This window comes from Mesorhizobium sp. CA10 (assembly GCF_020165285.1).
In the GTDB taxonomy this organism is placed as follows: domain Bacteria; phylum Pseudomonadota; class Alphaproteobacteria; order Rhizobiales; family Rhizobiaceae; genus Mesorhizobium.
In genome coordinates this window covers 79914-104866 of record NZ_JAIUHV010000003.1, presented here as the reverse complement: position 1 = coordinate 104866, position 24953 = coordinate 79914, and the positions used below count along the sequence as shown (strand labels likewise).

Below are 24953 nucleotides of genomic sequence, written 5' to 3'. Positions count from 1 at the left end.
AGGTAACATTTCTTCAAGACGCCGAGACCGCCTTTGCGCAGACTGGCATTCATCAACCGACCAGGGAGATTGTCATGCCGACAGCAAACGAAGCACCCCGTCTCTACCCGGCTCTGCGCTACAGGAACGCCGCCAAAATGATCGACTGGCTATACGAGGCCTTCGGCTTCGAGGCGCGCGCCCGCTATGGCGAGGGCGACATCGTCCACCATGCCGAGCTCACTTTCGGGTCCTCGATGATCATGCTGGGTACGGCACGCGACGACGATTACGGCAAGATGGTCGGCGCGCCCGGCGGTGGCGGCGGCAAGTCGATCTACATCGCCGTCGATGACGCCGACGCCGCCTATGCGCGTGCCAAGAAGGCCGGCGCGAAAATCATCCAGGAAGTGGTCGACCGCGACTATGGCAGCCGCGAGTTCATCTGCCTCGACCCGGAAGGCAATGTCTGGTCCTTCGGCACCTATTGGCCGAAGGTGGAGGAGAAGGCGTGAACCTCAGCGCGCGATGGCAAAAATCGCGTCGCAGTCGAGATGCCTCTCCAGCTCGGCCGCGACCTCGTCCAGCGCCTTCTCGACATCCGCGCGATAGTCGATACCGCCTCCCCTGACGCCAAGGCTCTCCAGGTATGCGGCGCGAAAAGCGTCGGCGGAAAACAGTCCGTGCAGATAGGTGCCGATCACCTTGCCGTCCGCGGAGACCGCGCCGTCCTCGACGCCGTTGAGGATCGTCGAGGGCCGCGCCGTGTCCGGGCCGGTGGTGCGGCCGAGATGGATCTCATAGCCTTCGAGCGGCAGGCCGAACTGCACCGAATGCGCGCTTGAATTGCGTACAGTCTTCTCAGGTTCCATCACCGTTTCGATGTCGAGCAGGCCAAGGCCTTCGGCTTCTGTCACGCTCCCTTCGAGGCCATCGGGATCGCGCACCATGCGGCCGAGCATCTGGTAGCCGCCGCAGATGCCGACGACATGGCCGCCGCGCTTGCGATGGGCGAGGAGATCGCGATTCCAGCCGTTCTCGCGAAATTTCAGGAGATCGCCGATCGTCGATTTGGAGCCGGGGATAACCACCAGCCCGGCATCTTCCGGCAGCTTCTTGCCCGGCGGCACGAACACCACCTCGACCTGCGGCTCGGCTTTCAGCGGATCGAGATCGTCGAAATTGGCGATGCGCGCCAGCATCGGCACCGCCACCTTCAGCGCCCGCTTCTCGCCGGAAGCGAGGCGTTCGAGCACCACGGAATCCTCGGACGGCAGCCGCCCGGCCGCCTTCAGCCACGGCACGACGCCGAAGCAGCGCCAGCCGGTGAATTTTTCGATCGCGCTGATCCCGTCGTCGAACAACGAGACATCGCCGCGGAACTTGTTGATGAGATAGCCGGCGATCATGCGCCGGTCTTCCTCCTGCAGGATCAGGTGCGTGCCGGCCACGGACGCAATCACGCCGCCGCGGTCGATGTCGCCGACCAGGATCACCGGCACATTGGCGCGCGTGGCAAAGCCCATATTGGCGATGTCGCGGCTTCTGAGATTGATCTCGGCCGGCGAGCCCGCGCCCTCGACGATGACCAGGTCCGCGCCCGCGCCAACCTGCGCCCAGGAATCCAGCACAGCGTCCATCAGTCCGGCTTTCATCGCCTGGTAGTCGCGCGCCCGCGCCTCGCCATAGACCTTGCCCTGCACCACCACTTGCGAGCCGATATCGCTCTGCGGCTTGAGCAGCACCGGGTTCATATGGACGGTCGGCCTCACCCCGCAGGCCAGCGCCTGCAGCCATTGCCCGCGGCCGATCTCGCCTTCGCCGGCGTTGTCGCCCGGGATGTCGGCAACGGCGGCATTGTTCGACATGTTCTGCGGCTTGAACGGCCGCACCTTCAGCCCGCGATTCTTCGCAACGCGGCAAAGCCCCGCCACCAGCACGGTCTTGCCGACATCCGAGCCGGTGCCCTGCAGCATGATCGCTTTCGCCATCAGCCCCTGCCCCTCAAGTCGACCATCGGGCCGATCGTCGACTTCTGCGCCAGCGGCCCGCCGCGCCAGAGATAGAGCGCCATCAGCGGTTCCTTGCCCGTGCGCATGGCATGGCTGACATTGGAAGCGTGGTGAATGACCTCGCCGGCGTCGCGCGTATGAAAGTTCTCCTCGCCCATCCGCCACTCCGTGCCGCCGGTCAGCGGGATATAGATCTCCTCGGCGAGGTGATGATGGTCGGGATAGACGATGTCTGGCCCGAGGATCAGCAGGCCAGCCGCGACCGCTTCGTTGACGAAATACCCGCGGGTGCCGAACACTTCCAGCCAGCCGTAATTGTCGACAAAACTCTGCCCGAAATCGGCAGCGCTGTAGGTCTGCCCCCAGCGCAACTCGTCCCGATGGTCGGCAACAAATCGCGTCAATGGCCCGGCGTCGGCCGGAGCCAACTCGGCGATGCGATCGAGATGGCTAAGGCAGCCAAGCGCACGCGGCTCGAGAGAACGCGCAGGCATGTCCCAGCCGATGCGCGCGACTTCATCCGTCACCAGATCGTTGTCGGCGCCGGCGAGATAGGCGCGGAATCGCTCCAGCAACTCATCGAAAAGTGTCGGCACGCAAGAGCTCCGTTTGTCATTCCATGCACAGCCGGTTCTCAACGGCCCGGGTTGCGCGGCGGCATCATTGGTCTAGATTGAACGGCGCGCAAAGCCAAAAACGACAGGCCAGAAGGCCTGAACGACAGGGAGCACGCCATGGACGCGGCAGTCGATGCGGGCACTGGCCAATTCGAACTCAACGAGGAACAGCGCGCCATCCAGGAGATGGCCCGAGCCTTCGCGGCGGACCGCGTCGCGCCCAATGCACTCGACTGGGACAAGGCAAAGCACTTCCCCGCCGATGTGATCCGCGAGACCGGGCCGCTCGGCCTCGGCGGCATCTATGTGCGCGACGATGTCGGCGGCTCGGCGCTGGGGCGGCTGGATGCCGTGCTGATCTTCGAGGCGCTTGCCCACGCCGATCCGGCCTTCTCATCCTTCATTTCCATCCACAACATGGCGGCCTCGATGATCGACCGCTTCGGCTCAGACGAGCAGCGCCGGCGCTTCCTGCCGAGACTGACCTCTATGGAGTGGCTGGCGAGCTATTGCCTGACCGAGCCCGGCTCAGGCTCGGATGCGGCTGCACTGAAGACGCGTGCGGTGAAAAGCGGCGGCGATTATGTCTTGAACGGCGCCAAGCAGTTCATCTCCGGCGCCGGCGACAGCGACCTCTATGTTGTGATGGCGCGCACCGGTGGCGATGGCCCGAAAGGCATTTCGACCTTCGTCGTGCCCAAGGATGCGGCCGGCCTTTCGTTCGGCGCCAACGAGCACAAGATGGGCTGGCACATGCAGTCGACCCGCCAGGTCATCTTCGAGGATTGCAAGGTGCCGGCCGACAACCTGCTCGCCGCGGAAGGCGCCGGCTTCGGCATCGCCATGGCCGGGCTCGACGGCGGCCGGCTCAACATCGCCGCCTGTTCGCTTGGCGGCGCGCAGTCGGCGCTCGACAAGGCGCTAGCCTATACCGCCGAGCGCAAGGCCTTCGGCTCCAAGATCAACCAATTCCAGGCGCTGCAGTTCAGGTTGGCCGACATGGAAACGGAACTGCAGGCGGCCCGCATCTTTCTCTACGCCGCCGCTTCCAAGCTCGACCGCAAGGCGCCGGATGCCGGCAAATGGTCCGCGATGGCCAAGCGCTTCGTCACCGATATCGGCTTCGACATCGCCAACCAGGCGCTGCAATTGCACGGCGGCTACGGCTATCTGCACGATTACGGCATCGAGAAGCTGGTCCGCGACCTGCGCGTCCACCAGATCCTCGAAGGCACCAACGAGATCATGCGCGTCATCATCGCGCGCTCTTTGATTGGGCGCTGACGCAAAATCGGGAGAAAACGATGGCAACCATCGCCTTCATCGGCCTCGGTAATATGGGCAATCCCATGGCCGCCAACCTCGTAAAGGCGGGTCATACGGTGCTGGGCTTCGACCTCGTGCCCGAGAACCTAGCCACTGCCAAGGAACACGGCGTCACCGTCATGGCGAACGCCGTCGCGGCGGTGAAGGACGCTGACGTCGTCATCACCATGCTGCCGGCCGGCAAGCATGTGTTGTCGGTTTATGAGGACATCGCGCCCAAGGCAAAGGAAGGTGCGCTGTTCATCGATTCCTCGACCATCGATGTCGAATCGGCTCGCAAGGCGCATGCCATTGCCGCGAAGCATGGTCACCCGTCGATCGACGCACCCGTCTCCGGCGGCACGGGCGGCGCCGCTGCCGGCACACTCACATTCATGGCCGGTGGCTCGGATCAGGCGTTTGCCGCTGCCGAGCCGATCCTGAAGCCGATGGCCGGGCGCGTCGTTCATTGCGGCGGCGACGGCGCCGGACAGGCGGCCAAGATCTGCAACAACATGATTCTCGGCATCTCGATGATCGGCGTCGCCGAAGCGTTCGTGCTGGCCGAAAAGCTCGGCCTGTCGCACCAGGCGCTGTATGACGTCGCCTCCACTTCCTCAGGCCAGTGCTGGTCGCTGACCACCTATTGCCCGGTGCCCGGCCCTGTTCCGGCCTCGCCGGCCAACCGCGACTACAAGCCGGGCTTTGCCGCCGCGCTGATGCTGAAGGACCTGAAATTGTCGCAGGAAGCCGCGCAGAACGCAGGCGCCGCGACTCCGCTCGGCGCCGAAGCCACGCAGCTCTATGCCTTGTTCAATGCGCAAGGCCACGCCGGCGCCGATTTTTCCGGCATTATTAATTTCCTGCGCGGAAATCCGGCATAAGTCTCTGCTTTTGAAGAGTTATTTCCAAGATTTGCCGGTGCGAAGCCGGCAAATTTAGATTTGCTTAAGGTCTTGCTAACGCACCGGTAACGATGTGCCTTTAAAACGGACTGCGAGGCGGACATCGCGTCTGCCCGGCGCTCCGGATCAGGTCTCGCGTACCGGAGCCCGTAAATTTCGCAAGTATTCTCGTAGCGAAATGCCATGTGTATCTGGCAAAGCCGCGTTCCCGCAGGGACGCGGTTTTTGCGTTTCGGAGACGCCTCTGCGAGCCTTTCAGGAATGGACCGGGCGCTTAGAGCAATTCCAGGAAAAGTGTGAGCGGTTTTCCGCCTGGAATTGCGTCAAAACAAGGAGATAGGGCATTTCGCCGTTTCCGTGAAACGGTGAAATGCTCTAGCCAGGAGCGCCCGGAGAATATCCGCTTAGCGCTTGCGCAAATCGGCATCCGCGAGATCGAGCGCCCTGGCGATGCGCTCGCAGGCCATGTCGATCGTGTCGCGCGTCCAGATCAGCGGCGGCGAGAGAATCATCGTGTCGCCGGTGGCCCGCAGCATCATGCCCTGCGCGATCGCGTGGTCTCGCACGACGACCGCCGCACTTCCCGATGGCAAATAGCGTTCCTTGGTCGCCTTGTCCTTGACGATCTCGATCGCGCCCATCAGCCCGATCGAGCGCACCTCGCCGACCAGTCTGTGTCCAGCGATCCGCTCCTGCAGCGCCTGCGCGAAATAGGGACCGGTATCGTTCTTGACGCGCTCGACCAGGCCTTCCTTCTCGATGATGTCGAGGTTCTTGAGCGCGACCGCGCAAGCCACCGGGTGACCGGAATAGGTATAGCCGTGGTAGAACTCGCCGCCTTTCTCGACCAGCGTCTTGGCGATGCGGTCGCCGACCAGCAGCGCCGACAGCGGCTGGTAGCCCGAGGTCAGCGCCTTGGCGGTGGTGATGGTGTCGGGCTCGATTCCGAACGTCTGCGCCGCGAACCATTCGCCGGTGCGACCATAGCCGGTGATCACCTCGTCCAGCATCAAAAGCACGTCGTATTTGCGGCAGATGCGCTCCACTTCCGGCCAGTAGCTCATCGGCGGAATCTTCACACCGCCCGCGCCCATCACCGGCTCGCCGATGAAGGCGGCGACCTTGTCGGCGCCGGCTTCGAGGATCGCGTCCTCGACCGCTTTCGCCGCGCGGATGCCGAAATCATGGTCGCTTTCGCCGGGCAACGCGAGCTCATAGGCATAGGGCATCATCACATGGACGATGTTGGGCACGGCACCGCCGAGCTGCTTGTGCATCGGCTCCATGCCGCCCAGCGACGTGCCGGCGACGGTCGAGCCGTGATAGGCCGACTTGCGCGAGATGACGCGGTTCTTCTCGGGCTTGCCTTCAAGCGACCAATAGTGGCGCACGAGCCTGAGCGCCGTGTCGTTGGCCTCCGACCCGGACGAACCGTAGAAGACCTGGCTGACATGCGTCGGCGCCAGCTCCGCCAGCTTCTTCGACAACAGCACCGGCGTCGGCGTCGAGCATTTGAAGAAGGAGTTGTAGTAAGGCAGCTCCTTCATCTGCGCGTAGGCAGCCTCGGCCAGCTCATCGCGGCCATAGCCGACATTGACGCACCACAGGCCCGCCATGCCGTCGAGGATTTCGGTGCCGTCGGCATCGTAGATGAACGGGCCGTTGGCATGGGTAATGATGCGCGAGCCCGTCTCGCGCAGTTCCTTATGGTCGGTGAAGGGGTGCAGGTGATGCGCGGCATCGATCTGCTGAAGCTGCTTCAGCGAATAATTCTGATAGGTCATGGATTTGATCTTTCCTCTTGAATCAATCCGGCAGCGGCCGGGGCGGATTCGTCAGAGGAAGCGGGGCGGCGAATAGCCGATGCGGGCGCACAGCCGCAACAGCTCGGCGCGCAGCGTGCGCGGTGACGGCGTCACCGCGACCCCGAAGGCGCCTGATGTGCTGAAGCGGATCATGGCAGCAGCTTATGCCGCCTGAGGCCTAGAATTCAAGCCATGCCTATGAGGCAGGCTTACCCAGCGCCCGTTGCAGGAAAACATAGCGCATCGCCGTCTGTGCTGCCTGCGGCCGGCGATCGCCGCGCCCGCCATGGCCGCCTTCGGTCTCCTCGAAGAACAGCGTCCTGCCGTAACCTGCCTCCTGCAGCCGCGCCGCCATCTTGCGCGCATGTCCGGGATGGACGCGATCATCGGCGGTCGACGTCATCAGGAGCACCGGCGGATAGGCAGCGCCCGCCTTGATATGCTGGTAAGGCGAATAGGCGCCGAGCCAGGCCGCCTCCTCCGGCTTCGACGGATCGCCATATTCGGCGGTCCACGAGGCGCCGGGGGGCAGTTCGGTGTAGCGCAGCATGTCGAGCAGCGGCACGTCGATGATGACCGCGCCGAACAATTCCGGCCGCTGCGTCAGCGACGTGCCAGTGAGCAGGCCGCCATTGGAACCGCCCTGGATGCCAAGCTGCGCCGCCGTGGTGATGCCGCGCCGGCCCACGTCCTCGGCCACCGCCGCGAAATCGTCGAAAGCGTTCTGGCGCTTGCCCTTGAGCGCCGCCTGATGCCAGGCCGGACCGAACTCGCCGCCGCCGCGGATGTTGGCCTGGACATAGGCATTGCCCTTGTCCAACCAGAGCCTGCCGCGAATGCCGGCATAGCCGGGCAGCAGCGGCACTTCGAAGCCGCCATAGCCGTAGAGCAGTGTCGGCACCGGCCCTTTCTGGTCGCGCCGCCGCACCACGAAATACGGGATCATCGTGCCGTCCTTCGAGCGCGCCTCGAACTGCTCCGAGATATAAGGCGAGGCGTCGAAGCGGGCCGGCTGCGATTTCACGGTTTGGAGCGTCTCGCCATCGTCGTCCGACCAGATGATCGAGCTCGGCGTCAGGAAATCGGTGAAGGAGAAGGAGACGCTCGAGCCGAAATGCTCGACATGGCTGATGCCGACATTGCCATTGTCGGGCAGCGCTATCCGCTTCAGCGACCAGCCGTCGGCGGCGCGGTCGCAGGCGATGACCTTGCCGCGCACATTGTCCATGAGGTTGATGAACAGCCGGTCCTGCGTCCTGGCGAGGCCGGCGATCGAAACACGGTGCGCCGGCTCGAGCACGGTCTGGAACGGCCCGAAGGCACCGCTCTCGATCCAGCCATCGAAATCGACCGAATAGAGCCCGTCGGGCAGGCAGCGCGTGCCGTCCGGCGCCGTCCAGGGGCTGCGCACGCCGAAGATCAGTTGGCCCTTGAAGACCACGGTGTCGGTGGCGTCGTCGGGCAGCGGGATGCGCCGGTTCTCGCCCGAAGCCAGCCGCAGGAAACTCTGCGAAGTGAAGAAGTCGAGCGTCTTGCCGAGCAGCACGTGCCGCTTGTCGCCGTCATATTCGACGCCGCCGCCGACCGCGAGATGTTGTTTCTCGCCTTCGAGGATCGGCGTGGCGTCCTCGAGCTTGGCGCCGCGCCGCCACGGCTTGATCACGCGCGGGTAGCCGGACTGCGTCTTGTCGTCTTCCTCGAAAGCGGCGGAGACGATCACGGTATCTCCGTCCAGCCAGGAAAAGCCCGACTTGGAAGCGGGCGCCCGAAACCCGTCCTCGACGAAGGATTTCGTCACGATGTCGAATTCGCGCATCTCGCTGGCATCGCCGCCATCGGGCGACATGTAGAGCAGGCAGCGGTTGAAATCGGGATAGAGCCGGCTCGCCCCGCCGAACACCCACTTCACGCCTTCCTTCGCGGAAAGCTGATCGAAGTCGATGATCGTCTCCCAGTCGGGCTTGTCGGTCTTGTAGGACGCGACCGTCGTGCGCCGCCAGAGACCCAGCGCATTGGTCTTGTCCTGCCAGAAATTATAGACGTAGCCGGCAAGCGCGGTCCCGACCGGCATGTTGTCCTCGGCGGTCATCAGGTCGAGCGCGGTCTCGAACGCGGCCTGATAGGAAGGATCGCCCTGAAGTTCGGCGACCGTCAGCGCATTCTGGCGATGAACCCAGTCCAGCGCTTCCTTGCCGTTGCGGTCCTCAAGCCAGAGGTGGGGATCGTCGGCGGTCAATTCGAGCTGGGTTTTGGTCATCGTGCTGGTCATGCAGGTCTCCATCCGGCGGCCCCGCCTACATCGCGTTCGCTGCCTTGATATTCAAGAGCCATTCGGGGCCGATTACAAAACCCGCCTGCGCGCGATCGTCGCCGCCGCCAGCGCCGCGGAGATGGCGCCAAGCGTGACCGGCAGGCCGGCGGCGCCAATGACATCCATGACGCCGCCAGTGAGCGGCGGCACGACGATGCCGCCAAAACCCCACATCAGCGAGAAGGCGGCATTGCCGGCAACCAGCGCCGACCCGGTGAAGCGCTCGCCGAGCTCGATGATCGACATCGTGTAGATGCCGTAGGAAACGGCGCCCCAGATAAAGACGCAAGCCCAGATCAGCGGCGTCTCGATCAGCGCCGGCAAAGCCACGCATCCAAGGACGGTCACCGCCACGCAGCCGAACCGCACCAGGCGCGCCGTCAACCTTTCGGCGAGCAGGCCGAGCGGCACCTGCATGGCGATGTTGCCGGCGATCATCACGGAAAGCAGCGCCGACATGCGCGCCTCGGGAATGCCGTGATGCGTCCCATAGACCGGCAGCAGCGCCAGTATCGCCTGCTCGAACCCGGCCGCGACGATCACGGCCGACATAAGCAGCCAGGCCATTGGTATGAAGCCCAGCACCGAAACCTTGTTCTCGGCCTCGTCGACGTTCGGCAGCCTTTTCACCACCACGGCCAGGCAGCCGCCGCAGAAGAGGAAGGCAAGAATGCCGACAAGGAAAGGCGGCCAGCCTTCGGTGCCGACGCCGAGTAGGCAAAGCGGCCCGGCCGCGAAGCCCGCCGAGATGATGGTTGAATAGATGCCCATCACGCGACCGCGCCGCGCCGGCGGCGCCAGAGCGATCACCCAGATTTCGCTCAGGACATAGAGCGGGTTGGTCACTACGCCGATCAGAAAGCGCAGTGGGAACCATAGATAGACATTTTGCGTCCAGCCGATCAGCGCCAGCACCAGCGCCGAAAGCGCCGCGCAGGTCAGCGCGGTCCGCCCTGCCCCGAACTGGCGCGCCAATCCCGGGATCAGCGGCGAGGACAGGATGAAGCCGACCGGCGTCATCGCCGCCGACAGTCCGATCATCGCCGGCGAAACGCCCTGGCGCTGCAGGATAAAGCTGAGCAGCGGATAGGAAAGCCCTTGCGCTATGGCGAAGACAGATACGGTCGCGATCACGCCGGTGATCGCCGCCCACTGCACCGTCTCGTCGCTTTCCGAGCCCGCCAGCGCCATCATTGCCGCTCCGATCTTCGGAGCCTTAGCCGCTACCGGCGACAGCCGTAAGGGCCAACGGCGGCTAAAGCGCATGCTCCAGCCAGTCCCTGTCAGGAGCGCTGGCGCTGCCAGGATCAGCACAAGGTAGCGGCACCCAGCAACGTATCGAGCCCGACGATGACGGCAGGCAGCCGAGCGGCCGATCGCCTGCGGCCGCCTCCCCTTCCGTCATGTCGCTTCCCTCGCCCTAGTGGTCGCCGCCTCCTCACCGGCTGCATTGCTGCCAGTCCATTATGCCGGCCAAATTCGCATCCTCACGAGGCTTCTCATGACTGCCGCCCTTCATCCCGCCGAGCCGGCACTGGCAACCGATCGCGCCCGCCGTGGCGGCCGCGCGGGAAAGCGCGCCGGCGGCTCGGCCGCCTTCGAGCAGCCCGCCTTCCGGCAATTGAAGAACCCGCTGACGCCGACCAGGCTGGTGTCCGACGACGAGCTGGAATCGATCCACCTCGCCTCGCTGCGCGTGCTGAGGGAAATCGGCGTCGACGTTCTGCACGATGAAGCCCGCCGCATCATGAAGGCGCACGGCGCCGACGTGCGCGAAGGCTCGGAGCGCGTGCGCTTCGACAGCGACATGATCCTCGAGCTTGTCTCGCACTGTCCGTCGGAATTCACGCTGCATGCCCGCAACCCGGCGCATAATCTGCGCTTCGGCGGCAACAACGTCATCCTGTCGATGATGGCTTCGGCGCCGAACTGCTCCGACCTCGACCGCGGCCGCAGGCCCGGCAACCAGGCCGATTACCGCAACTTCCTGCGCCTGGCGCAGATGCACAACATCCTGCACTGCACCGGCGGCTATCCGGTCGAGCCGATCGACATCCATCCGTCGGTGCGGCACCTGGAATGCATTCGCGATCTCGCCATGCTGACCGACAAGGTCTTCCACATCTATTCACTCGGCAAGGAGCGCAATGTCGACGGCATCGAGATCACCCGCATCGCGCGCGGCATCAGCCGCGAGCAGCTGATGCAGGAACCGTCGGTCTTCACCATCATCAACACCAATTCGCCGCTCAAGCTCGACGTGCCGATGATGGAAGGCATCATCCAGATGTCGAGCATGGGCCAGGCCGTGATCGTCACGCCCTTCACGCTGTCCGGCGCCATGGCGCCCGTCACCGTCGCCGGCGCGCTGGTGCAGCAGAACGCCGAGGCGCTCTCCGGCATTGCCTTCGCGCAGATGGTGAAGAAGGGCGCGCCGGTCGGCTATGGCGGCTTCACTTCCAATGTCGACATGAAGTCCGGCGCGCCGGCCTTCGGCACGCCCGAATATATGAAGGCGCAGCTCGTCGGCGGCCAGCTTGCCCGCCGCTATCAAATTCCCTACCGCACCTCCAACACCTGCGCCGCCAATACGGTCGACGCGCAGGCCGCCTATGAAAGCGTATTCTCGCTGTGGGGCGCGATCCAGGGCGGCGGCAATCTGATGATGCATGGCGCCGGGTGGCTGGAAGGCGGCCTGCGCTGCTCCTATGAAAAGACCATCCTCGACATCGACCTTTTGCAAATGGTGGCCGAATTCCTCACCCCGCTCGACCTCTCCGAGGATGCGCTCGGCTTCGACGCCATGCGGTCGGTCGGTCCTGGCGGTCATTTCTTCGGCACCCAGCACACGCAGGAGCGCTACAAGACCGCCTTCTATTCGCCGATCGTCTCCGACTGGCGCAATTTCGAGACATGGGCCGAAGCGGGTTCGCCGACAGCGATGGAGCGGACCAACAAGGTCTGGAAGGAGCGCCTTGCTTCTTACGAGGAGCCTTACATGGATCCGGCCATTCGCGAGGAGCTCAACGACTTCGTCGAGAAACGCCGCGCCGAAGGCGGCGCGCCGACGGATTTCTGATTTTCTGTGTTGCTGATGAGCAGTCGACCCCCACTCCGTCGAGCTTCGCTCGACACCTCTCCCCCGATCGACGGGGGAGAGGAAAGGCGCGCGGCGATTCCAGCTGGCTCCTTTCCTCTCCCTCCGGAGGGGGGAGAGGTGGCGCCGCGAAGCGGCGACGGAGTGGGGGAAGGCGCTGCTCAAACGCGAAGCCGTCGCAAACAAGGCACGACCAAGCGCGCAAGAAATCTCCGGCAAGCCGGCAATCAAGCGGAAGCCTTGCTTTGGCTTGAACTGAAGTCACGCAAGCTCGGCGGCTATCGCTTTACGCGTCAGTTTTCCATCGGACCGTTCTTCGCCGACTTCGCTTGCCGCGAGCGTCGGCTCGTCGTCGAGGTCGATGGATCCCAACACGCCGACAGCTCATATGACCGCCGCCGCGACCACTTCATGCAGGCTCAGGGCTACTCGATCCTGCGCTTCTGGAACCATGACGTCCTGAAAGATCGTGCTTCCGTCTGTGAAACCATCCTCGCCGCGCTCGACGGCAGGCTGACCGAAAACATCGCGGCATCGGATCTCCGCTTTGTTTTCACACCTCGATCCCCCGGTTCAGTATTTTCAAACACGGATCTATCTGCATGAAATCCCACGTAAAAGCGGTTGTCATCGGCGGCGGCGTCGTCGGCTGTTCGGTGCTTTATCATCTCGCCAAGGCCGGCTGGACCGACATCATGCTGATCGAGCGCTCGGAGCTGACCTCCGGCTCGTCCTGGCATGCGGCGGGCGGCTTCCACACGCTGAACGGCGACCCGAACGTCGCCAAGCTGCAGGCCTACACGGTCCAGCTCTACAAGGAGATCGAGGAACTCTCCGGCCAGTCCTGCTCGCTGCATCTGACCGGCGGCGTCATGATGGCCGATACGCCCGAGCGCATGGACTTTCTGCGGCTGGCTCACGCCAAGGGCCGCTATCTCGGCATGGATACCGAGCTGATCACGCCCTCGGAAGCCAAGGCGATGTTCCCGCTGATGGATGAGACGAACTTCGTCGGCGCCATGTGGGATCCGGTCGAAGGTCATCTCGACCCTTCGGGCACCACCATCGCCTATTCCAAGGCGGCCAAGAAGCTCGGCGCCGAGATCGTGCTGCGCAACCGCGTCGTCGACCTCACTCAGCAGCCGGACGGCACCTGGAACGTCGTCACCGAGCAGGGCACGGTCCATGCCGAGCACGTCGTCAATTGCGGCGGCCTGTGGGCGCGCGAGATCGGCCGCATGGTCGGCGTCGAGCTGCCCGTGCTGGCCATGGAGCATATGTACCTTTTGACCGAGCCGATGCCGGACGTCGAGGAATTCAACAAGTCGACCGGCCGCGAGATGATCGGCGTGCTCGACTTCAAGGGCGAGATCTACACCCGCCAGGAGCGCAACGGCGTCCTGCTCGGCACCTACGAGAAGGCCTGCAAGCCGTGGTCGCCGGTCAACACGCCATGGGATTTCGGCCATGAGCTGCTGCAGCCAGACATCGACCGCATCGCGCCGTCGCTGGAGATCGGCTTCAAGCATTTCCCCGGCATCGAGAAGGCCGGCATCAAGCAGATCATCAACGGTCCCTTCACCTTCGCGCTCGACGGCAATCCGCTGGTCGGCCCGGTGCAGGGCCTGACCAATTTCTGGTGCGCCTGCGCCGTTATGGCCGGGTTCAGCCAGGGCGGCGGCGTCGGCCTCGCGCTCTCCAACTGGATGGTGCATGGCGATCCGGGCTTCGACGTCTGGGGCATGGATGTCGCTCGCTTCGGCGAATGGGCGAGCCTGCGCTACACCAACGCCAAGGTGCGGGAAAACTATTCGCGCCGCTTCTCCATCCGCTTCCCGAACGAAGAACTGCCCGCCGCCCGTCCGGCGCAGACGACGCCACTCTACGACACCATGCTCGCCAACAACGCCGTCATGGGGGATTCGTGGGGCCTGGAAACGCCGCTCTGGTTCGCGCCGAAGGGCACGGAGCCGAAGGACATCGTCTCCTTCCACCGCTCTAACGATTTTGGCCCGATCGGCGAGGAAGTGCGCGCCACGCGCGACAGGGTCGGCGTCACCGAGATCGCCAACTTCGCCAAATACGAGGTGTCCGGTCCGGGCGCGGAAGATTTCCTCAACCGGCTGATGACCAACCGCATGCCGAAGGTCGGCCGTATCGTGCTGACCCCGATGGTCAACGAATTCGGCAAGCTGATCGGCGACTTCACCATCGCCAAGGCCGGCCCAAGAAATGGAGAAGACCGCTTCATGATCTGGGGCTCGTCCGCAGCGCAGAAATATCACATGCGCTGGTTCGAGAAGCACCTGCCGAAGGACGGCTCGGTGCGCATCCACCGCTTCGACCAGACGCTGGTCGGTCTCTCCATCGCCGGGCCGAAATCGCGCGACCTGCTGCAGAAGCTCGTCGATGTCGACGTCTCGACAAAGGTCTTCCGCTTCATGGACTTCCGCGAGATGGCCGTTGGCGGCGCGCCCTGCATGGTCAACCGCATCACCTACACCGGCGACCTCGGCTACGAGATCTGGATGGCGCCCGCCTACCAGCGCCTCGTCTACAAGGCGATCAAGGAAGCCGGCGCGGAATTCGGCATCGTCGATTTCGGCATGCGTGCGCTGCTCTCCATGCGCCTGGAAAAGAATTTTCCGACCTGGTTCCGCGAGTTGCGTCCGATCTACGGACCGTTCGAAGGCTCGATGGACCGCTTCATCAAGCTGGAGAAGAACGACTTCATCGGCCGCGAGGCGTCCGCCCGGGAGCATGCCGAAGGGCCGAAGCTGCGCCGGGTCTCCTTCATCGTCGACGCTGCCGATGCCGACGTGATGGGCGACGAGCCGATCTGGGCCAAGGTCGGCAAGGATTACGGCACGGTCGAGAAGCCGCATGGCTATGGCGCGCCGCGCTTCGACACGTCAGGCAAGGAAGTGCGCGGCTCGAAGGCCGCCGAAGGCGCTTCGGCCGTGCGCGGCATCGTCGATGGCGAATGGCGCGTCGTTGGTTGGGTGACCTCGGGCGGCTATGCGCATTACGTGCAGAAGTCGATGGCGCAGGGCTATGTGCCGGCCGCTCTTGCCGAGGACGAAAGCGCCGGCCTGTTCGAGATCGAGATTCTCGGCCACCGCCGCCCGGCCCGCATCAATGTCGAGCCGCCTTTCGACCCGAGCGGCGAGAAGATGCGGACCTGAAGCCCCATTGTTGGATTGCGTCGGTAGCTATGGCATGGTCCGAGCCCACTACCGGCGCATCAGCATGAGAAGACCATCCCCTTGCGGCAACTAGAGAAATGGACCGATTGGCTCTGCGATGAACGGGTCGGTCCATTCAGCGCGGCGGTTGCGTCGGTCCTCCTCTACTGCCTGACCCAGATCGTCATGATGGCCCTGCTGTCCCATGTTGCGGGCACGGGCGTCGGTGTCGACGATGCAGAGCAATTGACGGAAATGCGGTTCCTGGCCGCCGGCTACGGCAGCTCGCAGCCGCCTCTATACACCTGGCTGGCGACGCTTGCGGCCTCGCTGGTCGGAACCAGCGTCCTTGCCCTCAAGATCGTCAAATACGGCCTGCTGGCAGCGGGGCTGGTCGCCTATTTCACCGCCATACGCCGCCTCGGCTACTCGAACCGCGCCGCGGCGGCCGGCATGTTCGGATTGCTGCTGTTTCCTCAGATCTTCTGGGAGATGCAGCACGCCCTCACCCACTCGGTCGCCATATTCTGTTTCACCTCGGTGCTGCTTCTGGCGCTGGTCGAGGTGGAGAAGCGGCGATCGGCCGTTGCCTATGCGTTTTTCGGCCTGGCGACGGCGGCCGCGATGCTGTCGAAATACAACATCGTCATCTTCCTTGCCGCCCTGTTCCTGGCATCTCTCTCGGTTCGCGAAACGCGTGAGGCGATCTTCGACCGCCGTTTCGCAATCAGCGTGGCGGTGGCGGTCCTTGCCTGCCTGCCGACGCTTTATTGGAGCCTGACACATCTGGAAGACCTGCTCGCGCACCAAGGGGGCCTAGGCGTCGCCGAAGGCGGCAGCGTTGCGAAAACGGCGCTTCTCGGCATCCGCAGATTGGTCAACGCGATCGTCAATTTCGCTGGACTGCCGGTCGTGATTTTTGCCGTCGCCTACGTCCTGGCGACAAGAAAACGGACGGATCCGCCTCAGCCGGTACGGTGGCCGGAAAAGCTGTTGTGGCGGGCGATCGTACTTGGTTTTGTGGTCATGGTCACAGTCGTGTTGGCGGCCGGCATCACCCAGTTTCGCGACCGTTGGATGCTACCGATCTTCATCCTCTTGCCCGCGGCGCTCGCCATGCGCTTCGACGCCATGGGCCAAAAGGGCCGAAAGACGCAAGCCACCATTGTCTTCGTCGGCGCTCTCCTTGCCATATTGGTGCTGCCGCTGAGCTGGTACATGCATCTGCATGGCGGCGACAGCCGCGGCAGCATCGTGCGCATGGATTACCGCTCGCTTTACGACCAGATCAACGCCGACGGGCCAGTCAAGACCGTGGTCTCGAGCTGGTTCTGGGTCGGCAATCTGCGCCTGGTCGATGCCGATCTCATCGCGCTCGATGATGAGACGCCGGACTTCGCCAGGTCGATCCGCGAGCCGGCGGTGCTCGTGCTTACCGATGACAGGGAATCGTCCTCGGAGGTTTTCGAAGAGTTGGCGAAGGTCGGCTACGTGATGGACACCATCCACCGCACGATTGAAGTGCCGCAGGCACTCGGCTTTCCGCCCCGCAAGGTCACGATTACCAGACTGCACAAGAAGCCCGCGCAGTAAGCTTCAGGTGGGACGAATGGACAAGCTAGGCTTCGGCCGCCATCGCAAGATCATGCCCTTCGAGCCAAGCTCGGTCGAAGCGCTGCGCGAGGCCTCGCGTGAAAAGGCGGCCTCGCTCAACCAGCATCTGCTGGGCTATGGCGCGACCGCCGAAGCCGAGTGGGCGACGGCGGGCGTCGCCGCGCCGGACTTGGCCGAAATGCGCAGATACCGGCTGGACCGCATCCGCGCCGAGCTGAAACGCCGCGACTATGCCGGCGCCCTGCTCTACGACCCGGTCAACATCCGCTACGCGACGGACTCGACCAACATGCAGCTCTGGGTCGCGCACAATTCGACACGCCACTGTTTCGTCGCCGCGGAAGGGCCGGTGGTGCTGTTCGACTATTTCTCCTGCGAGCACCTGTCCGACCATTCGGGCGTCGTCGACGAGGTGCGTCCCGCCGTGTCGTGGATATATCTCTACAGCGGCGAGCTCACCGAGCAGAAAGTCCGGCGCTGGGGTGCCGGTATCGCCGAGCTCGTTGCCGAGCATGGCGGCGGCAACCGCCGCATTGCCGTCGACCGCATCAACCCGGAAGGCGTTGAGGAACTCGCCCGCCGCGGCATCGCGATAGGCAATGGCGAGGCGGTGATGGAGAGTGCACGCCTCATCAAATCGCCGGACGAGATCCTCGCCATGCGCCGCGCCATCGTCGCCTGCGAGGCAGCGATTGGCGAGATGGAGACAGCACTGAAGCCCGGCATCTCCGAAAACGAGCTCTGGGCGGAACTGCATGGCGGCAACATCGCGCGCGGCGGCGAATGGATCGAAACGCGGCTTTTGTCATCGGGACCGCGCACCAATCCCTGGTTCCAGGAATGCTCCTCGCGCGTCATCGAGGATGGCGACCTCGTCGCCTTCGACACGGACCTGATCGGTCCCTACGGGTTCTGCGCCGATCTTTCGCGCACATGGCTTTGCGGCGACCGGCAGCCGTCGAACGAGCAGCGCGACCTCTTCCGCATCGCCGCCGATCAGATCGCTCATAACACCGATCTGATGCGGCCGGGCATCTCCTTTCGCGATCTCGTCGAGCGCTCGGCGGTGCCGCCGGACGACTGCTATCCGACGCGCTACGGCGTGCTCTATCACGGGGTCGGCCTGGCGGACGAATATCCGACGCTGCCGCATGCCGGCGACTGGACCGACGACACGCCGGACGGCGTGCTCGAACCCGGCATGGTGCTTTGCGTCGAAAGCTATATCGGCAGGCTTGGCGGGCGCGAAGGCGTTAAGATCGAGGAGCAGATCCTGATCACCGAGACCGGCAATGAGAAGCTTTCAGCCTATCCGCTGGACGAGCGGCTGCTCTGATCCGCCTTCGATAGCCGCGACGGCGTCGCGCATCGCGGCAACGATTTTTTCCGGCGTCGTTCGGGCGGTGATATAGGGCAAGCCCTTGCGCCGCGCCGTCCAGCCGACCACCTTCACGCCTCTCGCCGCCGGCTCGAAACGTTGCGCCAGCGCCCAGCTTTCGCAGTCGATGGCCGCGACCTCGGCCCTGCCTTCCGCGACGGCCACGATCGACGACCGGTGGCCGCCGCTTTCGCCGCGCGAGGCGAAGATGTCCAGGCTTTCGCCCATCGCTTCCAGGTCGCGCTGCAGGCCGATCAGCCCGGACATCGAATCCGGATTGTTGAAGGTGAAGCGCTTGCCGCGGAGAAGGTCGATCGGGATGAGGGCCTTGCCGTCCGCGGGCGAGGCAATCCCCGGTCCGCCATCCGCCGTCATCACCAGCGCGCTGGAATAGAGCTCTCCCTGCCCGCCCTCGAACACATCGTAGCTCGGCTGCGCAATCACCTGCACGTGCCGCGCAAGACCGAGTTCCATCGGCCCCCAGCAGGTTTGCCCGAAGAGCAACGCCGGGCTCAGCCAAAGCTGGTGAAAGTCCAATTCTTCCGGGGGCAGCGTCGCCGGGTCGGGTGCGATCGGCTTGCCGGCGTCATCGACTATGCCGCCGGGAACTCCTGGCAGCTCGCGATTGCTGCGCACGACCGCCTCCGGCGCATCGATGCCCCTTTGCCGGAAAGCGTCACGGAGCCGCGCCCATTGCGCGTCGACCGCGCCACGCGCTTCGGACCAATCATACATAGGCAGGGCCGCAACGAACTTGCTCATGTCGAATAGCTTTCAAAGGCAAGCGGCCTTCGGCGCCTGCGTTCCGCCGCGCAAAAAACGTCGCGGAAAGTCGAAATTACTCCTTCGGCGGCTCGGCGGGAACCGGCGCCGTGCCAAGTCCGCTGACATTGCGCGCCCTGACGCGCGGCTTGAAGGCGCGGCCCGGTTCCGGCGTGCGCCGCAGCACCGGATGAACGATCGGCTCCTTGGCCCTGAAGGCATGGGCTTTCAGCATCGCAAAATAGTTCGGATAGGCATAACCGTTGTTCATCCGCAGCCATTCCTCGCGGCGCTCGCGAAAGAGCTTCGGCAGCCGGTACCAGGCAATGGTCGGGCTCTTGTGATGAACGAAATGCAGATTGTTGTTCAGGAACAGGAAGGAGAGCGGCGAGCGCTCGACGATCACCGTTCGCCCCTCCGGATGCTCCGACCACTGGTGCTCGGCATAGGTGCGGATCGAGATCAGCGACTGGCCGAGCCACACCGGCACCAGGATATAGAGCCACAGCGGGATGCCGAAGCCGAACGTGACGATCGGCGCCACAATCGCGAGGCCGACGGCATGCAGCAGCCAAGCCTTGCGGATCGCCTCGTCGCCGGCGGCGATCTGCTTGGCGTCGTCGATGAAGAAACCGACCGACGACAGCCACGGACCGAGGACGAGGCGGCCAACCATGGTGTTGTTGATCTTGAGCAGAAGCTTCATTGTCGGCGGCAGGCCCTCATGCATCCAGAGCGCCTGATAGTAGCTCTCCGGATCGTCGAGCGGATCGGTCAGGCGCTCGTCTGCATGATGGCGAAGGTGGATGGTCCTGAAGCGGCGGAACGGCCAGACCATGCCGATGGGCAGGAAGACGAAGGCTTCGTTGATCCTGGCGTTGCGGGTCGGATGACCGTGCAGCACTTCGTGCATGATCGAGGATTGCAGAGCCAGGATAAAGGGCAGGACGGCAAGCGCCAGAAGCGGATGGGATGGCCAGACAAGGAAACCGGTGGCGAGCCATGCGCCGTAGCAGAAGAGTGTGAGGAAGACTGTCGGCCATTCGACAGCCGGTGTGCTGCGACGTCTCTTTTTCGTGCCGGTATTCACGTTTGCCATGCTCTCGACCACCGCCCCCCAGTCGCCGGAACCAACTCGATTCCTGACAACATTGTGTCAGGAGCTTTCCGTGACATCAATGCGACAATGCGCACAAACCGTTGCGAATGCGCATTTTTGGCGGCATGTGTTACACATTGTAAACAGACATGGGGATTCATTTCCGCCTGAGCCACGTTCAGAACGACTCCGGCGCAAATTTTTCCTCTCCGGCACGGAAGCACAGTGATGGACAAGCGCGATCTGTCGACGACCTTTCGGGAGCGCCTGAAATTGCTCTTGACACGGTCCGACCTGAACCAGTCGGCCTTCGCGACGGCGGTCGGCATCGACCGTTCGGCGCTGTCGCAGCTCCTCTCCGGCGCCTCGACCCGCCTGCCGCGCGCCGAGACCCTCCTCAACATCGCCGCCGAGTTCAAGGTATCGCTCGACTGGCTGCTGGGCCTGAGCCAGGACGAAGGGGTCACCGGCGAAATCAGAGAAAGCCTGGAGATCGAAGAGGCGCCCGACGGCTTCGACCGCACGCTTTTGGCCAAATGGCATGCCGAGGCGGCCGGCACCAAGATCCGCTATGTGCCCGCGGGCATTCCCGACCTTCTGCGGACCGAGGCACTGGTGGAATATGAGGCCGGCATTGCCAACAAGAGCCGTGAGGCGCAGGCAGGCGAAACGCAATATCGCATCGACTACAACCGTCGGCCGGAGACCGACATGGAAGTCTGCATGCCGCGCCACACGCTGGAGATCTTCGCGCGCGGCCTCGGTGTCTGGGATCGTTTCCCCGAGGCCGAACGGCGCAAGCAATTGCTGCACATGGCGGCGCTGCTTGACGACCTTTATCCGACCTTTCGCCTGTTCCTCTATGACGGCCGCATTCGCTATTCGATCCCCTATACGATCTTCGGCCCCTATCGCGCCGCGATCTATGTCGGCGACATGTATATCGTGCTGAGCGCCACTCAGCCGATCCGCACGCTCACCAGCCATTTCGACAACCTGATCCGGGCCGCCGACATCAACGCGCACGAGGCCGCGAGCTTTGCGCAAAAGCTGGCCGCAATGTCCTTCCCGTCAGGCTCTGCCTGATCGCGCGCATCGATATCATCTTGGCTGCCCCTGATCGTTCCAGCGAAACCCGTGGCCTTTCGCGGCCGCAAATTCGTTGACTGGACATAAAGACTTCTTTATATCGTTATTTGAATTTGAACGCGAAAGCCATTCCAGGCAGGAAATTCAGGGCCATGACCGCGACCAACCCTATTGACGCACTGCTTGCCGAAAAAGGCGTGCTTTTGGCCGATGGCGCCACCGGCACCAATCTGTTCGCGATGGGTCTTGAGGCCGGCGAAGCGCCTGAGCTGCTCAATGAGACGGCGCCCGAGACCATCGCCAGCCTGCATCAGAACTTTGTCGACGCCGGCGCCGATATCATTCTCACCAATTCCTTCGGCGGCACTCGCCACAGGCTGAAGCTGCATCATGCGCAGGATCGCGTCCACGAGCTGAACAAGCGCGCCGCCGAGATTGCCCGCTCTGTCGCCGACACGGCCGGCCGGACGGTGATCGTCGCCGGCTCCGTCGGCCCGACCGGCGAATTGCTGGTGCCGCTCGGCGCCATGACCTATGACGAGGCGGTCGAGGCCTTCGCCGAACAGATCGAGGGCTTGAAGGCCGGCGGCGCCGAAGTCGCCTGGATCGAGACCATGTCGGCGCCGGACGAGATCCGCGCCGCGGCTGAGGCCGCCATCCGGGTCGGCCTGCCCTATACCTACACCGGTTCCTTCGACACGGCCGGCCGCACCATGATGGGCCTGCTGCCGAAGGATATCCACGCCGTCGCCGATGGCCTGTCGCAGGCGCCTCTCGGCGTCGGCGCCAATTGCGGCGTCGGCGCTTCCGATATCCTGGCGTCGCTGCTCGACATGACCGAGGCGAAGCCGGACGCGACCGTGATCGTCAAGGGCAATTGCGGCATTCCGGAGTTCCGCGGCGCAGAGATCCATTATTCCGGCACGCCGGAGCTGATGTCCGATTATGTGCGGCTGGCGGTCGATGCCGGCGCCAAGATTGTCGGCGGCTGCTGCGGCACTTCGTTCGCGCACCTTGCTGCCATGCGCAAGGCGCTGGACGCGCACACCAAGTCGACCCGCCCGACCGTCGAGACGATCGTCGAGCGCATCGGCCCGATGCGCAACAAGGCGGCGACGGCAAACACCGCCGAGACCAGCGAAGCCCGCCGCGAGCGCCGGCGCAGCCGCGCCTGATACGTTTTCTACTTGCTGTTTTCAGCGTAGCGCGACAGCGCGGTATTGAGATCGGTGCCGGCACTGCCCTGGTTGTCGGCGCCCATCGTCATCAGGGCGCCCGATGCGCCGGGGTCGCTGATCTGCTCAAGCATCGAGCGAAAACGGTCGTTGTTGAGGGCCGAAAGCGCTGTGTTGCGCGCCGCGTCGACATCGTTCCTGATTCGCGCGGCTTCCGCTGAAGCAGCGGACGGTCCGCGCACCGGGGCATTGGCCGCCGTCGAGTTCACGTTCCCCATTGTCGTGATATGCACTGCTGATCCCTCAAACCCTTGTCAGCACCGACTAACAGAAGCTCGTTGCGGCGAGGTTCCGGAAAACCCGTGCAATTTAACGATCGAAAAAAGGCCGGCAGGATCTGTCCCGCCGGCCTTTCCTTCAGTCCGCAATGGCCTACTTGTTGCCGTCCAGCGATGAGGCCAGCCGCACCAGCGACAGGAACTCCGCCCGATAGCCGAATGGATCGGCGCCGCGCGCGGCATTGGCGATCTCTGCGATGCGGTCATAGCTGAAATTCGCGGTCTGATCCTCGTCGCGCAGCTTCTGCCCGAAGGCCGCGACGGCAACCGAAAAACGTTGGTCGGCGCCGGCCGCATCGAAGGACGAGACCTCATTGGCGGCGGTCACCGGTGTGGTGATGAGCTTCGAGACGTTCTCGTCCGGCAGCTTGTAGCGGATCTTGACGAAGGCATATTCGCCGGCATTGGCGACGCCGCCATTGTCGACCTTGGCCTGGTCGTAGCGCAGCGGATCGACCTGCTCGCCACCGCTGCCTTTAGGCGTGATCTCATAGACCGCGGTCACCGAATGGCCTGAGCCGATATCGCCGGTATCGACGCGGTCATTGTTGAAATCCTCGCGCTTCAGCGCGCGGGTCTCATAACCGACGAGACGGTATTCGGAGACCGTGGCTGGGTTGAACTCGACCTGAATCTTGACGTCTTTGGCGATGGTGAACAGCGTCGAGGAGGCATCCTCGACCAGCACCTTCTCGGCTTCGGCCAGCGTGTCGATATAGGCCGCCGTGCCATTGCCGTTCTGCGCGATGGTCTGCATCATCTGGTCGTTCAGATTGCCGCGGCCGAAGCCGAACACCGAGAGGAACACGCCCGTCTTGCGCTCCTTCTCGATCAGCCGCTTGAGGTCGTCGTCATCGGTCTGGCCGACATTGAAGTCGCCGTCGGTGGCAAGCATCACACGGTTGACGCCATCCTTGACGAAGGATTGCTGCGCAAGCTTGTAGGCCTCGCGGATGCCTTCTTCGCCGGCCGTCGAGCCGCCGGGCGCCAGATTGTTGATTGCCGCAAGGATCTTCTGCTTTTCTGCCCCCTTGGTCGGCATCAGCACCGTGCCGGCATTGCCGGCATAGGTGACGACCGAGACGGTGTCGTCTGGCTTCAGCTTGCTCACCAGCAAGCGGAAGGCGGATTTCAGCAGCGGCAGCTTGTCGGGCTCGTCCATCGAGCCCGAGACGTCGATCAGGAAGACCAGATTGGCCTTCGGCTGCTCAGCCGGCTTAACGTCGAAACCCTTGATCGCGACATGCATGAGCTTGGTATGCTCGTTCCACGGCGTCGGCATGACGGTGACGGTCGAGTTGAACGGCGTCTTGGTCGAATCCGGTCCCTTCCAGTCATAGGGGAAGTAGTTGATCATCTCCTCGACGCGGACCGTGTCTGGTTCGGGCAGACTGCCTTCCTTCAGCGAGCGCCGCACGAAAGAATAGGAGGCGGTATCGACGTCGATCGAGAAAGTCGAGACCGGATCCTGGGCTGTTTCATGCACCGGATTGGTTTTGAAATTCTCGACGCGATCGCGGTTTTCCTCCTGCGGCTGCAGTTGGTCGACCGGCATGGGCGCGGGCTGCACCATCAGCTTGGAATCGGCGACGGCGGGCGGAGACGCCGGAACGGCGGCCGCGCCGCCTGCCGGCGCCTTGTCGGCCCGCTCAGCCTCATCGACGCTAGGCGGTGTCATCGACATGATCACTCTGTTTGACGACCCGTCCTTGCCGCCGGCCGCGAGCTGGCCGCTCTCCGCCGGCGCAGGCTGCAGGGCGCGCTTGCTCTCCGGCGCAGCCTCCTGCTTGAGCAGGCCGTCGACCTCTGTCGCCGGCTTCGGCGCCGCCACTTGTGAATTGGCCCGAGTCTCGGCGTCGGCGTCTGTCTTCTTCTCCTTGGCCGGCGCCGCTGCCAGCGGCTCGTTAATCGCGGGCTGTTCCAGCGCAGGCTTCTGCGCCGCCGGCTTGTCGGCCAAGGTCTCGGTGACCGTGCCGTTGCCGCCGACGACGGGCGGGTGGTCCTTCAGCATCTCGAAAGCGGCATAGCCGGCGATAGGCAGCGCGACCAGCGCGGTGATGGCCGGCGTGGCGATGAGTTTCCGTTGCATGATGTCTCTCCAGAGCATTCTTGCTCGCTCCGTGAGACGAAGGCCTGCGAACGTTCCTTGGCGAACAGGCGAGATTTTTTCGTCGAGGTCGAAAGCCTGCATCGCGGCGGCGAACGCGCGCGCCTTCGCCTCGCCGTCCGGCGCCGGTACCGCGATATCGCGCAGCCTTTCGAGTTCGTTGTCGTCGACCATG

General features: G+C 63.9%; 20 protein-coding genes. 10 read left to right on the top strand and 10 right to left on the bottom strand.

Annotated features, from left to right (window positions below; translation table 11 throughout):
* Positions 1–74 precede the first annotated feature (74 nt).
* Positions 75–494 carry a VOC family protein gene (locus tag LB535_RS07460; RefSeq protein ID WP_224631740.1) on the top strand — a complete coding sequence of 140 codons (420 nt, stop codon included), beginning with the start codon at positions 75–77 and terminating at the stop codon, positions 492–494.
* Between the two features lie 3 nt (positions 495–497).
* Here LB535_RS07460 and LB535_RS07455 read toward each other — a convergent pair whose 3' ends face one another.
* Complete coding sequence (locus tag LB535_RS07455; protein WP_224631739.1) at positions 498–1970, bottom strand: cobyric acid synthase; 1473 nt, start codon at positions 1968–1970, stop codon at positions 498–500.
* Entirely contained in the window at positions 1970–2587 is a 618-nt protein-coding gene (locus LB535_RS07450; protein ID WP_224631738.1) for a dimethylsulfonioproprionate lyase family protein, read from the bottom strand. The genes LB535_RS07455 and LB535_RS07450 overlap by 1 nt, the downstream gene beginning before the upstream one ends.
* Before the next feature lie 138 nt (positions 2588–2725).
* Between LB535_RS07450 and LB535_RS07445 the strand changes: the two genes are divergently transcribed.
* Both LB535_RS07445 and mmsB read left to right on the top strand, forming a co-directional pair.
* Positions 2726–3892, top strand: coding sequence for an isobutyryl-CoA dehydrogenase (locus LB535_RS07445; protein WP_224631737.1), 1167 nt, complete (start codon positions 2726–2728; stop codon positions 3890–3892).
* A gap of 20 nt (positions 3893–3912) precedes the next feature.
* Entirely contained in the window at positions 3913–4797 is an 885-nt protein-coding gene (mmsB, locus tag LB535_RS07440) for a 3-hydroxyisobutyrate dehydrogenase (RefSeq protein ID WP_224600975.1), read from the top strand.
* 425 nt (positions 4798–5222) lie between these two features.
* On the opposite strand, the gene LB535_RS07435 is transcribed toward mmsB, so the two are convergent.
* From LB535_RS07435 to LB535_RS07420, 4 genes are all read right to left on the bottom strand, one after another.
* The gene (locus LB535_RS07435) at positions 5223–6602 is read right to left on the bottom strand and encodes an aspartate aminotransferase family protein (RefSeq protein ID WP_224631736.1); all 1380 of its coding nucleotides are present in this window, start codon (positions 6600–6602) and stop codon (positions 5223–5225) included.
* Positions 6603–6653: 51 nt separating this feature from the next.
* A complete protein-coding gene (locus tag LB535_RS07430) occupies positions 6654–6776 on the bottom strand; it encodes a hypothetical protein (protein WP_040969798.1) in 123 nt (40 codons plus the stop codon).
* Positions 6777–6819: 43 nt separating this feature from the next.
* On the bottom strand, positions 6820–8892 hold the full coding sequence (locus LB535_RS07425) for a prolyl oligopeptidase family serine peptidase (RefSeq protein WP_224631735.1): 2073 nt from the start codon (positions 8890–8892) through the stop codon (positions 6820–6822).
* Between the two features lie 72 nt (positions 8893–8964).
* Positions 8965–10125 carry an MFS transporter gene (locus tag LB535_RS07420; RefSeq protein WP_224632077.1) on the bottom strand — a complete coding sequence of 387 codons (1161 nt, stop codon included), beginning with the start codon at positions 10123–10125 and terminating at the stop codon, positions 8965–8967.
* A gap of 310 nt (positions 10126–10435) precedes the next feature.
* Between LB535_RS07420 and LB535_RS07415 the strand changes: the two genes are divergently transcribed.
* The 5 genes from LB535_RS07415 (at position 10436) to LB535_RS07395 (ending at position 18166) form a co-directional block, all read left to right on the top strand.
* On the top strand, positions 10436–12013 hold the full coding sequence (locus tag LB535_RS07415; RefSeq protein ID WP_224631734.1) for a trimethylamine methyltransferase family protein: 1578 nt from the start codon (positions 10436–10438) through the stop codon (positions 12011–12013).
* Between the two features lie 162 nt (positions 12014–12175).
* Positions 12176–12637: an endonuclease domain-containing protein gene (locus tag LB535_RS07410; protein ID WP_224632076.1), complete on the top strand. Its 462-nt coding sequence runs from the start codon at positions 12176–12178 to the stop codon at positions 12635–12637.
* Complete coding sequence (locus LB535_RS07405) at positions 12634–15216, top strand: FAD-dependent oxidoreductase (protein ID WP_224631733.1); 2583 nt, start codon at positions 12634–12636, stop codon at positions 15214–15216. The genes LB535_RS07410 and LB535_RS07405 overlap by 4 nt, the downstream gene beginning before the upstream one ends.
* Before the next feature lie 186 nt (positions 15217–15402).
* On the top strand, positions 15403–16809 hold the full coding sequence (locus LB535_RS07400; RefSeq protein ID WP_224631732.1) for an ArnT family glycosyltransferase: 1407 nt from the start codon (positions 15403–15405) through the stop codon (positions 16807–16809).
* Between the two features lie 16 nt (positions 16810–16825).
* Complete coding sequence (locus LB535_RS07395; protein ID WP_224631731.1) at positions 16826–18166, top strand: M24 family metallopeptidase; 1341 nt, start codon at positions 16826–16828, stop codon at positions 18164–18166.
* Here the strand turns inward: LB535_RS07395 and LB535_RS07390 are convergent.
* Positions 18134–18970 (bottom strand): phosphate/phosphite/phosphonate ABC transporter substrate-binding protein, encoded by an 837-nt coding sequence (locus LB535_RS07390; RefSeq protein ID WP_224631730.1) that lies wholly within the window; start codon positions 18968–18970, stop codon positions 18134–18136. The two genes, LB535_RS07395 and LB535_RS07390, sit on opposite strands and share 33 nt — an antisense overlap.
* A gap of 76 nt (positions 18971–19046) precedes the next feature.
* A complete protein-coding gene (locus LB535_RS07385; protein WP_224631729.1) occupies positions 19047–20069 on the bottom strand; it encodes a fatty acid desaturase in 1023 nt (340 codons plus the stop codon).
* A gap of 228 nt (positions 20070–20297) precedes the next feature.
* Here LB535_RS07385 and LB535_RS07380 point away from each other — a divergent pair, with 228 nt between their 5' ends.
* Positions 20298–21155: a helix-turn-helix domain-containing protein gene (locus LB535_RS07380; RefSeq protein WP_140541935.1), complete on the top strand. Its 858-nt coding sequence runs from the start codon at positions 20298–20300 to the stop codon at positions 21153–21155.
* Positions 21156–21310: 155 nt separating this feature from the next.
* Positions 21311–22333 (top strand): betaine--homocysteine S-methyltransferase, encoded by a 1023-nt coding sequence (gene bmt, locus LB535_RS07375; protein ID WP_224631728.1) that lies wholly within the window; start codon positions 21311–21313, stop codon positions 22331–22333.
* Positions 22334–22341: 8 nt separating this feature from the next.
* Here the strand turns inward: bmt and LB535_RS07370 are convergent, their stop codons facing one another.
* Both LB535_RS07370 and LB535_RS07365 read right to left on the bottom strand, forming a co-directional pair.
* Positions 22342–22626 carry a hypothetical protein gene (locus LB535_RS07370; protein ID WP_224522689.1) on the bottom strand — a complete coding sequence of 95 codons (285 nt, stop codon included), beginning with the start codon at positions 22624–22626 and terminating at the stop codon, positions 22342–22344.
* A gap of 139 nt (positions 22627–22765) precedes the next feature.
* On the bottom strand, positions 22766–24952 hold the full coding sequence (locus LB535_RS07365) for a vWA domain-containing protein (protein WP_224631727.1): 2187 nt from the start codon (positions 24950–24952) through the stop codon (positions 22766–22768).
* Between the last annotated feature and the right edge of the window lies 1 nt (position 24953).